Here is an 11,743-nt window from a genome sequence, read left to right as displayed (position 1 = left end):
GACCCATGCCCAGGACGGCGTCCTGGCATAGCTCCTGCAACAGGATCCCCCATGGAACTGACGCCTAGAGAGAAAGACAAGCTGCTGATCTTCACCGCCGCACTGCTGGCCGAGCGCCGCAAGGCCCGAGGCCTGAAGCTCAACTACCCCGAGGCGGTGGCCCTGATCAGCGCCGCCATCATGGAAGGCGCGCGCGACGGCAAGAGCGTTGCCGAGTTGATGAGCGAGGGCAAGACCGTGCTGGCGCGCACCGATGTGATGGACGGCATCGCCGAGATGATTCCCGAGATCCAAATCGAGGCCACCTTCCCCGACGGCACCAAATTGGTGACCGTGCACCAACCCATTGCCTGAACGACGCACCAAGATGAATAGCAAGAAGCAAGTTCTGACCCTCACCGCCGGCCTTGCCCTCAGCGGCATGGCCTTCGCCCATACAGGCCACGCCGGCCACCACGGCTTCGCCGAGGGCTTCAGCCACCCCTTCACCGGCCTGGACCATCTGGCCGCGATGCTGGCCGTCGGCATCTGGAGCGCCGGCACGCCGCGCCGCCAGTGGCTGGCGCCGCTGGTTTTTACCCTGATGCTGCTGGCCGGTGCGCTGCTGGCGCAGAGCGGCCTGCACTTTCCGGCCGTCGAGCCGATGATCGCCGGCTCCTTGCTGGTGGTCGGTGCCTTGCTGATGTCGCCGCGACAGCTGCCGGTCGCTGCGGCCGCCTTGGCGATGGGCGGCTTCGCGCTCTTCCATGGTGCGGCCCATGGCCAGGAGCTGACGGGCACCGGCGCGCTGGCCGGCATGGTGCTGGGCACGGCCCTGCTGCACGGCCTGGGTATTGGGCTGGGGTTGGCACTGCGCAAGGGCTCGTTGTGGCTGCCGCGAATTTCTGGCGCAGCGGTTGCGCTCTTTGGCATGGGACTGTTGACATGACCCCGGGTGAGTTGCTGATTGATGACGAGTCGGCGGTTCATGAACTGAACCCCGGCCGACGCACGCAGGCCCTGGTGGTCGAGAACGCCGGCGACCGGCCGATCCAGGTCGGTTCGCACTACCACTTTGCCGAGACCAATGCCGCGCTGCGCTTCGACCGCGCGGCCGCGCGCGGCATGCGGCTGAACATCGCCTCCGGTACCGCCGTGCGCTTCGAGCCCGGCCAGCAGCGCAGCGTCGAGCTGGTCGACTATGCCGGCGACCGCCAGGTCTGGGGCTTTCGCGGTCTGGTCCAGGGGGCGCTGTGAACACGCTGACCCTGTTCATGACGGCCTTTGGCCTGGGCCTGGTCTTCAATGCCGCGCCCGGTGCGGTATTCGCCGAGACCGTGCGTCAAGGCCTGCGCGGCGGCTACCGGCCGGCACTGGCGGTGCAGCTGGGCTCTCTGGTCGGCGACGCCAGCTGGGCGCTGGCGGGCCTGGCCGGCATCGGCTTCGCCTTGCAGTGGGAGGTCTTGCGCTGGCCGGTCGGCCTGGCCGGCGCGGCCTATCTGGGTTATCTGTCCTGGGACAGCTGGCGCGCCGCGCGCACGGTCCATGAACTGGGTGTCGACGCGGCGGCGGGCCACGCGGCCAGGCCGCTGCGCGCCGGCATGCTGCTGTCGCTGACCAATCCGCAGAACCTGGCCTACTGGGCGGCGATGGGCAGCGCGATGGGCGCGATCGGCCTGGCCGAACCGACGCCGGCCGACTACGGCCTGTTCTTCGCCGGCTTCATGGCCGCCTCGCTGGCCTGGGCCTTCATCTGCGCGGCCCTGGTGGACCGCTTGTTCCGGCGCGTCGGCGCGCAATGGGCCCGTTTCACCTACCGGCTCTGCGCCGCCGCGCTGCTGGCCATGGCCCTGGGCACGCTGCGCGACCTGGCCCCGCAGACCCCCACCCGCATCGACACCCACAAGAAACCCGTTCTATGGCCCAGATAGGACGACGCGCCTATGCCGAGATGTTCGGCCCCACCGTCGGCGACCGGGTCCGCCTGGCCGACACCGCGCTGATCATCGAGGTCGAGCAAGACCTGACCCTGGGCGCTGGAGGCTATGGCGAAGAAGTCAAATTCGGCGGCGGCAAGACCATACGCGACGGCATGGGCCAGTCGCAACGCGCCAACGGTCCCGGCCCCGGCGACGCGATGGACTGCGTGATCACCAATGCGCTGATCGTCGATCACTGGGGCATCATCAAGGCCGATATCGGCCTGCGCGGCCATCGCATCGCCGCCATCGGCAAGGCCGGCAACCCGGATGTGCAGCCGGGTGTCGATATCGTCATCGGCCCCGGCACCGAGATCATCGCGGCCGAAGGGCTCATCGTCACCGCCGGCGCGGTCGACACCCATATCCACTTCATCTGCCCGCAGCAGGTCGAGGAGGCGCTGATGAGCGGCGTCACGACCATGATGGGTGGCGGCACCGGCCCGGCCACCGGCACGCTGGCGACCACCTGCACGCCCGGGCCGGAGAACCTCAGGCGCATGCTGCTGGCGGCCGATGCCTTCCCCATGAATCTGGGCTTTCTCGGCAAGGGCAATGCCAGCCGGCCGGAGGCGCTGCGCCAGCAGATCGAGGCCGGCGCGATCGGCCTGAAGCTGCACGAGGACTGGGGCACGACGCCGGCCGCGATCGACTGCTGCCTGTCGGTGGCCGACGAGTTCGACGTGCAGGTCTCGATCCACAGCGACACCCTCAACGAGAGCGGCTTCGTCGAGGACACGATGGCCGCGACCAAGGGCCGCACCTTGTGCGCCTTCCACACCGAGGGCGCCGGTGGCGGCCATGCGCCGGACATCATGCGCGTGGTCGGCGAGAACAACTTCCTGCCCTCCTCCACCAATCCCACGATGCCCTACACCGTCAACACGGTGGACGAGCATCTGGACATGCTGATGGTCTGCCACCATCTGGATGCCAGCGTGGCCGAGGACCTGGCCTTCGCCGAGAGCCGCATCCGCCGCGAGACCATCGCGGCCGAGGATGTGCTGCACGACCTGGGCGCGATCAGCATGTTCTCGTCCGACTCCCAGGCCATGGGCCGGGTCGGCGAGATGGTGATGCGCTGCTGGCAGACCGCGCACAAGATGAAGATCCAGCGCGGCCCGCTGGCGGGCGACTCGGAGCGCAACGACAACACACGCGTCAAGCGCTATATCGCCAAGCTGACGATCAACCCGGCGCTGTCGCACGGCGCGGCGCATGAGATTGGCAGCGTCGAGGTCGGCAAATGGGCCGATCTGGTGTTCTGGCGCCCGGCCTTCTTCGGCGTCAAACCCAGCCTGATCGTCAAGGGCGGCTTCATCGCAGCGGCCGCGATGGGCGACCCGAACGCCAGCATCCCGACGCCGCAGCCGGTGCACTACCGGCCGATGTTCGGCAGCTTTGGCGGCGCCGTCGCCCAGGGCTCGCTGACCTTTGTCTCGCAGAGCGCGCTGGACTCGGGCGTGGCCGCCGGCTACGGCCTGAAGAAGACCCTGAGCGCCGTGCGTGGCTGCCGCACGGTCAGGAAGACCGATATGGTGCACAACGCCTATCTGCCGACCATGCAGATCGATGCCCAGACCTATGAGGTGCGGGCCGACGGCCAACTGCTCAGCTGCGAGCCGGCGCGCGAGCTGCCGATGGCGCAGCGCTACTTTCTGTTCTAGCGCCGCCGGTGCTGGCCAGCACGACGGCCGCCAGCACGCAGGCCAGGCCCGCCCATTGCCAGGGCTGCACGGTCTCGCCCAGCAGCAGCGCCGACAGCAGCAGGGCCGAGACCGGCAGCCAGGCCGTGGCCAGCGAGGCGCGGACGCCGCTGGTGCGCGCGCTGCCCGCATACCAGAGCACGAAGCCGCCAACCGTCGGCAGCCAGGCGTAGTAGGCAATGCCCATCAGCGCCGCCGGACTCAGGGTCGAGGGCGTGCTGCGGGCCAGATAGCAGGCCGGCAGCGCCGACAGCAGCAGGCCGCCCGCGCACATCAGCGTCGACAGCAGCAGCGGCGGCAGCGGCTGGCGCAGCCGCTTGTTGCCGAGAATGAAGACCGCCTCGCAGGCGATCGCGGCCAGCACCGCGGCAATGCCCAGCAGCCGGGTCGGCTTGGCTGCGGCCGAGTCGGGCGCCAGCGCCAGCGCCATCACGCCCAATGTCGCCAGCGCGATCGCGCCCAGCAGGCGCAGCCCCGGCCGCTCGCCCAGCATCAGCACGGCCAGCAGCGCCGCCATCGCCGGCAGCGTGCCGGCGACCACGCCGGCATCGGCCGCGCTGGACCACATCACCCCCTGGATCAGCAGCACCGTGTAGCCGACGCTGCCGGCCGCCGCCTGCACCAGCAAGAGCAGCGCGTCGTGGCGGGACAGCCTCGGCATCACGCAGCCGGAGCGCCAGGCCAGCCAGACGAACACCGGCAGCGCCATCGCGTGGCGCAGCGCGGTGGCCAGAAAGGGCTCGATGTCCGCGCCGATGATCTTGCTGACCACCACCGTGCTGCCCACCAGCAGCATCGCCAGGCTGCACAGCAGCTGGCCCTTCAACGCATCCGACATGCGAGACCCCATCAAGACAAGAAGAAGGCTCGCAGTCTGGCCACGCCGGGCGGCCCGGTCTTGAACGCTATTGCGGCCGCCAGGCCCCAGGCGTGAGGCCGAAGTGGCGGGCAAACACCCGTGTCATATGGCTCTGGTCGGCAAAGCCGGCGGCCGCGGCGGCCTCGGCCAGCGCGCTGCCGGAGGCGATCAGGCGGCGCGCCCGCTCGGCCCGCAGCTGCAGCAGCCAGGCATGGGGTGGCAGGCCATGGACCGCCTCGAAACGGCGCAGCAGCTGGTATCTGCTCAGGCCCAGCGGCATGGCCAGCTCGGCCAGGCTCGGCACCACCGCGCCGGCATCGGCGTCGGCAAGGCGCTCGCGCACCATGGCCATCTCGGCCGCCGTCGCCGTCTCGGCAGGCCGTGGCGCCACCGTCGAATAGCGCTCCAGCAGCAGGCCCAGCACCCGCAGCAGGGCCTGCTCGCAGGCCAGGGCGGCCAGCGCGGTCGGCCCGGCCTGCCAGGCGTCGAGCCGCGCGAACAGCCGCGCCAGCACCAGCCGCAGGCGGGCATCGGCAATCACCGGCCGGGTCAGCTCGGCTGTACCCGAACCTGAAGCCGACCCCGAAGCCATGGCCGCGACCACCTCGGGGTCCAGGTAGAGCATGCGCCAGCGCCGCGAGTCGCTGCCCAGCGGGCGGCCGTCATGCACCTCGCCGGGGTTGCTGGTGATCAGCTCGCCGGCAAAGGCGTCGACACTGCCGCGCCCGCTGGCCGAGCGCTGCGCGCCCTGCAGCAGCAGGCCCAGGCCGTAGCTGTCGTGCCAATGGCGGCCGAAGTGGCGGCCGCTGTCGATCAGGCTGCCGTACACGCCGGACCAGGGCGTGGCCAGAACGCGGGATCGGTGTGCGGCTTGAACCATGGCCGGCATTGTGCCCAAGCCGGCCGGCGCCGGTTTGGGCTGTTTTTCCGGGCCAAGTCGCCCGAACACGGGGGCGGATTTGAGGCACCATGCGCGGGCGGCAGCTTGCCGTGGCGAAGCTCGGAAAGGGCCCATGGATCGATTGGCCGAGCAAGTCGTGGCCTGGCATAACCGCCACCCGCTTGCCAAAAAGATCAGCATTTACGACGTCCACACCATAGGCGTGGTGGCCCTGCCCTTTATGCGCAGCGGCCGCCCGGCTGCGGCCGCTGAACCCATCGAGCCGGTGCTGAGCGAGGAGCTCACCGAGCCGGCCCTCACGCCGCAGCCCCCCGCGCCGGCAGCCAGCAAGCCCTGGTGGCAAGCCCTGACCCCGCTGCTGGCCCGCCTGGGCCTGGCGCGGGGTGCCGATGCGGCCTGGCCGCTGTTCAGCGAGCGCTTCATCCACAACTTGTCGCCGCGCCGCGTGGCCGCCTTCGCGCTGCGCCACGGCCACGCCAACCCGCCCGGCGAGCCCGACTGGCCGCAGCGCGAGGTCGCGATCGATGAGCGCCTGATGGCGCGCGGCGCGGCCCAGGCCGGCGGAGCCTGGCCTTACGAGCTCTATCTGATGAGCGCCGGCATCGACGCCGGCGCCTCGCGCACCCGGGTGCTGCTGGCGCGCGGCGCCGGCGGCCGCATGGAGGTGCTGGGCCGGCGTTGCCTGAACCCGCTGCCGCTGGCCGTGCTGGCCCTGCTGCTGCTGGCCGCCCTCGGTCTCGGGGCCTGGTGGCAGCTGGGCCGCGGGTCGGGCCCGGCACCGGCAGCACCGGCAGCCTCGGCAGCCAGTGCCGTGCCAGCCCCGGCGCCAGCCTCTGCACCAGCCTCTGCACCAGTCTCCACACCGGCCTCCGCACCGGTTTCTGCCCCGGTGGCAGCCCCGGCCTCCGCAGCGGTCGAGCCGGCAGCCTCTGCCGCTTCGGCAGCGTCGGCCGCCGAGCCGGCCCCGGCGCTGCCGGCCTCCGAGGTCCAGGTCGCGGCTTCGGCACCCGATATCCGTCCGCGCCTGGTGCCGTCGCCGCGTCCCCGCCCGGACGCGCCCAGCGTGGCGCCGGCCGCCACCGCCGCTTCCGACGTGCTGTCCCGCGAGCTGAACCGCCGCCCCGAACCGCCCCAGGCCCTGCCGCAGAGTCGCGGCGAACCCAAACCGATGCCGGCAGGCAGGCAGGTGGCCCTGGTCGGCCCGGCGCAGGCCAGCAAGGCCGAGGCCGAGGCCCAGCTGGAGCGCATGCGCGCGATGCTGGGCCAGACCGTGCGCGAGCCCGACCGCTTGCAGGCACAGGTGTTCCAGACCCACGAGGGCTGGCGCGCCGCGATCTGGCCTTTTGCCAGCCGCGAGCAGGCCCAGCTGATCAATGCCACGCTGATTGCGCGGGGCTTGAGAACCAGGGCGGTCGACTTCTAGTTTCTGCTCCAGAATGTCGGCCATGCTGACCGTCAACAAACTAATCGCCCGCGGCCAGGGCCTGGCCCCGGTCCTGCTCAAGCGCGCCGCCAGCGTCGAGCTGGACTGGGATGTGCGCCAGAAGAGCCGTTTCGACGCCACCGACAGCCAGGGCCGCCACCTCGGCGTGTTCCTGCCGCGCGGCACCGCCGTGCGCGGCGGCGATGTGCTGGTGGCCGAGGACGGCTCGCTGGTGCGCGTGATCGCGGCGCCGCAGGCCGTGCTCGAGGTGCGCGCCTGCGCCGAGCATGGCAGCCCCTTCGACCTGCTGCGCGCCGCCTACCATCTGGGCAACCGCCATGTGCAGCTGGAGCTGCAGCCCGAGCGGCTGCTGCTGGAGCCCGACCATGTGCTGGCCGATATGCTGCGCCAGATGCATCTGATCGTCAGCGAGACCCACAGCGCCTTCGAGCCCGAGGCCGGCGCCTATGCGGCCGAAGGCCATGCGCACCATGACCACGGCCATGCCCACAGCCATGCCGCGCCGGCTCGTGGCAAGCCGATCGGCATCGCCGTCGCGGCCGCGCCCGCGCCGCATGTGCACGGCCCCGGCTGCAAGCACTGAGCGCCGATGCCGCGCGTTCGCCCGGCGCCAGCGCCGCTCACCGCCAGCGCCTGGCTGCAGCTGATGCAGCTGGCCTCACCGGCCCTGCCGGTGGGCGGCTTCAGCTATTCGGAAGGCCTGGAGGCGGCGGTCGAGTCCGGTCGGGTCACGAACGAAGCCACGGCCACGCGCTGGCTGCTGGACCAGCTACGCCTGGCCCTGGGCCGCGCCGACCTGCCGGCCTGCGCCAGCGCGATGCGGGCCTGGAAATCCTGGCGAGAGCAAGACCTGGCACGCATCCGTGAGCTCAACGACTGGCTGCTGCAGACCCGTGAGACCCAGGAGCTGCGCCTGCAGAGCGAGCAGATGGGGCGCTCGCTGCTGGAGTGGCTGCGCAACAAGGGGCTGGACGATGCGCGGAGCCGAGCCCAGCTCGCCCATCTGGCCGCGCTGCGACCGGCGCCCAGCTGGCCCATCGCCTTCGCGCTGGCCGCCGCTCAAACGGGGGCGCCGCTGCGTGAGGCCATGCTGGCCCATGCCTTCGGCTGGGCCGAGAACATGGTGGGCGCGGCCATCAAGGCCGTGCCGCTGGGCCAGAGCGCCGGCCAGCGCATGCTGCAGGCGCTGAGCGCCGAGATCCCGGCCAGCGTCGACGCCGCGCTGGCCCTGCCCGACAGCCAGCGCCAGGCCTTCACGCCGATGCTGGCCATCTTGTCGGCCCAGCACGAGGCGCAGTACTCGCGGCTGTTCCGCTCCTGATGCGCGGGCTGGTTGCGCTGCTGCTGGTCGCCTGCCAGGGCGCAGCGGCCGAGGCCCTGCTGGAGCGCTTCTCGCACACCGCCTGGAGCGTCAACGAGGGGGCGCCGGCCGATGTCTGGACCCTGTCGCGTTCGCAGCGCGGCTATCTCTGGCTGGGCACCGGCCTGGGGCTCTACCGCTTCGATGGCGTGCGCTTCGACCGCTACCCGCTGCGCGAGGGCCAGCGCCTGCGCTCGACCAATATCAATGCGCTGATCGAGCTGCCCAACGGCGATGTCTGGATCGGCCTGTATGCCGGCGGCACCGTGCGGCTGCGCGACGGCATCGCCAGCGCCCATGGCGAGGCGCAGGGCATGCCGCCGGGCCGGGTGCTGCGCTTCGCACAGACAGGCGATGGCACGCTGTGGGCCGCCAGCACCGGTGGCCTGGCCCGTTATGCCGACGGGCGCTGGCAGACGGTGGGTGAGGACTGGGCCTACCCGGCGGCGGCGGCCTACTATGTGTTCGTCGACCGTCGCGGCACGCTCTGGGTCGCGGCGCCGGACACGGTGTGGTTCCTGCCGGCCGGCGAGCGCCGGTTCCGCCGCAGCGGCGCCCTGGTCTCGCGCCATGCGGTGCTGGCCGAAGACCCGCAGGGGCGGATCTGGGTCTCGGACGGCTTGCTCGGCACGCGCCCGCTGGGGGCGGTGCCGGAGCAGCCCCGCCTGGCAGGCCCGGGGGCCGAGCCGGTGGTGCAGGCCAAGCAGCTGCTGTTCGCCGGCGACGGCAGCCTGTGGCTCACCGATGTGCGCGGCGGCGTGCTGCGGCTGCCGGCGCCGCAGCGCATCGCGAGCGGCCAGGCCCTGGCGGCGGCCGATCTGCCGGAGCGCTTCACGCGCCGGCAGGGCCTGCCGGCCGATGTGGCCGTGCCCCTGGTCGAGGACGCCGAGGGTCAGGTCTGGGTCGGCACCAATTACGGCATCAGCGGCTTCAGGCAGCGGCGGCTGCGCGAGGTGCCGGAACTGGCGCTCAAGCCCCATCACGGCTTCACCATCATGGCCCATGCCGACGGCGTGCTGGCCACCAACTGGGACCAGCCGCTCTACCTGGCCCCGCCCGCGCCGCCACAGCTGCGAGCGCGCCGGGCGCCGGTGCGGGCCGGCACGGCCGCGCCCGACGGCGCCTTGTGGGAGGTCGACAGCGAGGGCATCTGGCGCAGCGGCGCCGACGGGCGCTGCCGCATCGAGCTGGGTGTCGCCCCCCGCGTGCTGGCGCTGGCGCCCGATGCCGGCGGCGGCGCCTGGCTGGCCGTCGACGAGGCCGGCATCTTCCATGCCGACTGCGCCGGCGCGCGCCGCGAGCGCGCCGTGGAGCGCGGCAGCGCGCTGCCGACAGCGATCGCCACCAGCGCCGATGGCACGGTCTGGTTCGGCTACGACGACGAGCTGCTGCGGCTGTCCGGGGGCCGCGTGAGCCGCTACACGGCGGCCGATGGCCTGCTGGTCGGCCGGGCCACGACGATAGCGCCGGCCCGCAAGGGCGGCGTCTATGTGGCCGGCGAGGCCGGCTTCGCGCGCTTTGACGGCCAGCGTTTCGGGCTTGTCAGCGCCGCGCAGGACGAGGCCTTCGCCCATATCACTGGCATCATCGAGCTGCCCGACGGCGAGCTCTGGCTCAATGGCGGCCGCGGCCTGCTGCGGGTCGCCCCTGCCGATGTGGACGCGCTGTTCGCCGGGCCGCAGGCCCGGCGCAACTACCGCCTGCTCGACTGGCGCGACGGCCTGCCCGGCGTGGCCCAGCAGGCCCAGCTGACGCCCACCGCGCTGCGAGATCGCGCCGGCCGTATCTGGGTGGCCACCAATCGCGGCGTGGCCTGGATAGACCCCGCCGATGTGCCGCGCAATGAGCGGCCGCCGCCGGTCGAGATCCAGAGCCTGCGCGCCGGCGACCGGCTGCTGACGCCACAAGCCGGCATGCGCCTGCCCGAGGGCACGCGCACGCTGGCGATCCGTTTCACCGCGCTGACACTGGCGGTGTCGGACCGGGCGCGCTTTCGCTACCGGCTCGACGGCATCGACGGCGACTGGCAGGAGGCCGGCCACCGGCGCGAGGCGGTCTATGCCAATCTGGGTCCGGGCCGCTACCGCTTCCGCGTCATCGCCGCCAATGCCGACGGGGTCTGGAATGCCGAGGGCGCGGCGCTGGCCTTCGAGATTGCGCCGCGCTTCTGGCAGAGCCCGGTGTTCCAGGTCATCGCCGTGCTGACCGCGCTGGCGCTGGCCTGGAGCCTGTACCTGCTGCGGGCCCGCGCGATCGCGACCCAGGTGCGGCTGCGGCTGGAAGAGCGCCACCGCGAGCGCGAGCGCATCTCGCGCGAGTTGCACGACACCTTGCTGCAGGGCTTCCAGGGGCTGATCCTGTCCTTCCATGCGGCCACGCAGCGCATCCAGGATCTGGAGCTGCGCCAATGGATCGAACGCGCCATCGAGCGCGCCGAGGCCGCGATGATCGAGGGCCGCGAGCGCATGCACGAGCTGCGCCATCTGCCCGAGCTCGGGTCCGCGCTGGAGGACGCGCTGGCGCTGGCGGGTGCGGCCCTGGTCGCCGAGGGCTGCGCTTTCCGGGTCAGCGTCAGCGGCGACCGGCGCCGGCTCAGCCCGCTGCTGTGCGACGAGTTGCTGCTGATCGTGCGCGAAGCCTTGAGCAATGCGGCCCGCCACGCGCGCGCCGGCGGCATCGAGGTGGCGCTGATCTTCGAGGACCAGGGCCTGCGTCTGCGCATCAGCGACGATGGCATCGGCATCGCCGCGCCCGTCCTGGAGCGCGGCTACCGCGAGGGGCACTACGGCCTGCGGACGATGCGCGAGCGCGCCCGGCGCCTGGGCGGCACGCTGGCGATCGGCGCGGGCCCGGCCGGCGGCACGCAGGTCGAGATCAGCCTGCCGGCGGCGCTGGTCTATGCGGAGGGTGGCGGCTGGTGGTCGACGCTGTGGCGGCGCGGCAGGCGGTCTTGAGCATCGAGCGCCAATTCGCGGCCTAGGACTGCGCCGCGCGGCTGCCAGGCCGAGGCGCTCCACATGGGCGCAGCCTCCTCGATCAGCCGCAGAATCTCGGCCGGCAGGTCTGCCGCGCCCGTCAGCTGCCGGACCTCCAGAACATCGTCCGCGCCGAAACCGGAGGGCGCGCGCAGCGCCCACTGGACTGCCTCGTCGAGCGAGCCCACCTCGATGAGGTAGAAACCGCCGACCAGTTCCTTGGACTCGGCAAAAGGCCCGTCCACCACATAGCGCCGGCCATTCGCCACCGCGATGCGGGCACCGGGCGCCGCCGGGTTGAGGCCCTCCGACGCGACCAGCACGCCGGCCTGATGCATCTCCTCGTTGAAACGCATATAGGCCTTGAAGAGCTCCGGGTCGAAGTCCGGCTGCGCTTGCCCGCCCGCCTGGTCCGCACTCGCCTGTGCAGTGATGATGAACCGCATATCCTGATCTCCGATGAAGCTTGCTTGTTGACCGGTGAAGCTACGACGAGCGAGGGCCGGGCCGATCGACAAGGGCATTGTCTTGCAGCGGGCA

Annotated in this window: 12 protein-coding genes; 9 read left to right on the top strand and 3 right to left on the bottom strand. The window is 71.8% G+C overall.

Features of this window, described 5'->3' with window-relative positions; genetic code table 11:
* Positions 1-51: 51 nt before the first annotated feature.
* The 5 genes from ureA to ureC are packed head-to-tail and all read left to right on the top strand — an operon-like array spanning position 52 to position 3,625.
* Positions 52-354 carry an urease subunit gamma gene (gene ureA, locus ABGI63_RS09310; protein ID WP_137941052.1) on the top strand — a complete coding sequence of 101 codons (303 nt, stop codon included), beginning with the start codon at positions 52-54 and terminating at the stop codon, positions 352-354.
* A 13-nt stretch (positions 355-367) separates the two neighbouring features.
* On the top strand, positions 368-928 hold the full coding sequence (locus ABGI63_RS09305; RefSeq protein ID WP_349742154.1) for a HupE/UreJ family protein: 561 nt from the start codon (positions 368-370) through the stop codon (positions 926-928).
* Positions 925-1,236 (top strand): urease subunit beta, encoded by a 312-nt coding sequence (locus ABGI63_RS09300; protein WP_349742153.1) that lies wholly within the window; start codon positions 925-927, stop codon positions 1,234-1,236. The genes ABGI63_RS09305 and ABGI63_RS09300 overlap by 4 nt, the downstream gene beginning before the upstream one ends.
* Complete coding sequence (locus tag ABGI63_RS09295; protein WP_432767391.1) at positions 1,233-1,910, top strand: LysE family transporter; 678 nt, start codon at positions 1,233-1,235, stop codon at positions 1,908-1,910. Before ABGI63_RS09300 ends, ABGI63_RS09295 begins: the two co-directional genes overlap by 4 nt.
* Entirely contained in the window at positions 1,898-3,625 is a 1,728-nt protein-coding gene (gene ureC / locus ABGI63_RS09290; protein WP_349742152.1) for an urease subunit alpha, read from the top strand. Before ABGI63_RS09295 ends, ureC begins: the two co-directional genes overlap by 13 nt.
* Here the strand turns inward: ureC and ABGI63_RS09285 are convergent.
* On the bottom strand, positions 3,570-4,502 hold the full coding sequence (locus ABGI63_RS09285) for a DMT family transporter (protein ID WP_349742151.1): 933 nt from the start codon (positions 4,500-4,502) through the stop codon (positions 3,570-3,572). The two genes, ureC and ABGI63_RS09285, sit on opposite strands and share 56 nt — an antisense overlap.
* A gap of 67 nt (positions 4,503-4,569) precedes the next feature.
* Positions 4,570-5,403, bottom strand: coding sequence for an AraC family transcriptional regulator (locus tag ABGI63_RS09280; protein ID WP_349742150.1), 834 nt, complete (start codon positions 5,401-5,403; stop codon positions 4,570-4,572).
* 133 nt (positions 5,404-5,536) lie between these two features.
* Here ABGI63_RS09280 and ABGI63_RS09275 point away from each other — a divergent pair, with 133 nt between their 5' ends.
* The 4 genes from ABGI63_RS09275 to ABGI63_RS09260 are packed head-to-tail and all read left to right on the top strand — an operon-like array spanning position 5,537 to position 11,182.
* The gene (locus ABGI63_RS09275; RefSeq protein ID WP_349742149.1) at positions 5,537-6,847 is read left to right on the top strand and encodes a hypothetical protein; all 1,311 of its coding nucleotides are present in this window, start codon (positions 5,537-5,539) and stop codon (positions 6,845-6,847) included.
* A 22-nt stretch (positions 6,848-6,869) separates the two neighbouring features.
* A complete protein-coding gene (gene ureE / locus ABGI63_RS09270; RefSeq protein WP_349742148.1) occupies positions 6,870-7,451 on the top strand; it encodes an urease accessory protein UreE in 582 nt (193 codons plus the stop codon).
* Positions 7,452-7,457: 6 nt separating this feature from the next.
* Positions 7,458-8,189 carry an urease accessory protein UreF gene (locus tag ABGI63_RS09265; RefSeq protein WP_349742147.1) on the top strand — a complete coding sequence of 244 codons (732 nt, stop codon included), beginning with the start codon at positions 7,458-7,460 and terminating at the stop codon, positions 8,187-8,189.
* Complete coding sequence (locus ABGI63_RS09260; protein WP_349742146.1) at positions 8,189-11,182, top strand: sensor histidine kinase; 2,994 nt, start codon at positions 8,189-8,191, stop codon at positions 11,180-11,182. Before ABGI63_RS09265 ends, ABGI63_RS09260 begins: the two co-directional genes overlap by 1 nt.
* On the opposite strand, the gene ABGI63_RS09255 is transcribed toward ABGI63_RS09260, so the two are convergent.
* On the bottom strand, positions 11,125-11,727 hold the full coding sequence (locus tag ABGI63_RS09255) for a YciI family protein (RefSeq protein WP_349742145.1): 603 nt from the start codon (positions 11,725-11,727) through the stop codon (positions 11,125-11,127). The genes ABGI63_RS09260 and ABGI63_RS09255 overlap by 58 nt on opposite strands.
* Positions 11,728-11,743: the final 16 nt, after the last annotated feature.

This window comes from Roseateles cavernae, assembly GCF_040187885.1.
GTDB classification, from domain to species: domain Bacteria; phylum Pseudomonadota; class Gammaproteobacteria; order Burkholderiales; family Burkholderiaceae_C; genus Roseateles_E; species Roseateles_E cavernae.
Note: the sequence above shows the minus strand (reverse complement) of the source record. Positions and strands in the feature narration are given on the sequence as shown.

Coding starts and splice junctions, on each gene's coding strand:
- ureA (WP_137941052.1), top strand. CDS start 52: ATGGAACTGACGCCTAGAGAGAAAGACAAGCTGCTGATCTTCACCGCC.
- ABGI63_RS09305 (WP_349742154.1), top strand. CDS start 368: ATGAATAGCAAGAAGCAAGTTCTGACCCTCACCGCCGGCCTTGCCCTC.
- ABGI63_RS09300 (WP_349742153.1), top strand. CDS start 925: ATGACCCCGGGTGAGTTGCTGATTGATGACGAGTCGGCGGTTCATGAA.
- ureC (WP_349742152.1), top strand. CDS start 1,898: ATGGCCCAGATAGGACGACGCGCCTATGCCGAGATGTTCGGCCCCACC.
- ABGI63_RS09285 (WP_349742151.1), bottom strand. CDS start 4,502: ATGTCGGATGCGTTGAAGGGCCAGCTGCTGTGCAGCCTGGCGATGCTG.
- ABGI63_RS09280 (WP_349742150.1), bottom strand. CDS start 5,403: ATGGTTCAAGCCGCACACCGATCCCGCGTTCTGGCCACGCCCTGGTCC.
- ABGI63_RS09275 (WP_349742149.1), top strand. CDS start 5,537: ATGGATCGATTGGCCGAGCAAGTCGTGGCCTGGCATAACCGCCACCCG.
- ureE (WP_349742148.1), top strand. CDS start 6,870: ATGCTGACCGTCAACAAACTAATCGCCCGCGGCCAGGGCCTGGCCCCG.
- ABGI63_RS09265 (WP_349742147.1), top strand. CDS start 7,458: ATGCCGCGCGTTCGCCCGGCGCCAGCGCCGCTCACCGCCAGCGCCTGG.
- ABGI63_RS09260 (WP_349742146.1), top strand. CDS start 8,189: ATGCGCGGGCTGGTTGCGCTGCTGCTGGTCGCCTGCCAGGGCGCAGCG.
- ABGI63_RS09255 (WP_349742145.1), bottom strand. CDS start 11,727: ATGCCCTTGTCGATCGGCCCGGCCCTCGCTCGTCGTAGCTTCACCGGT.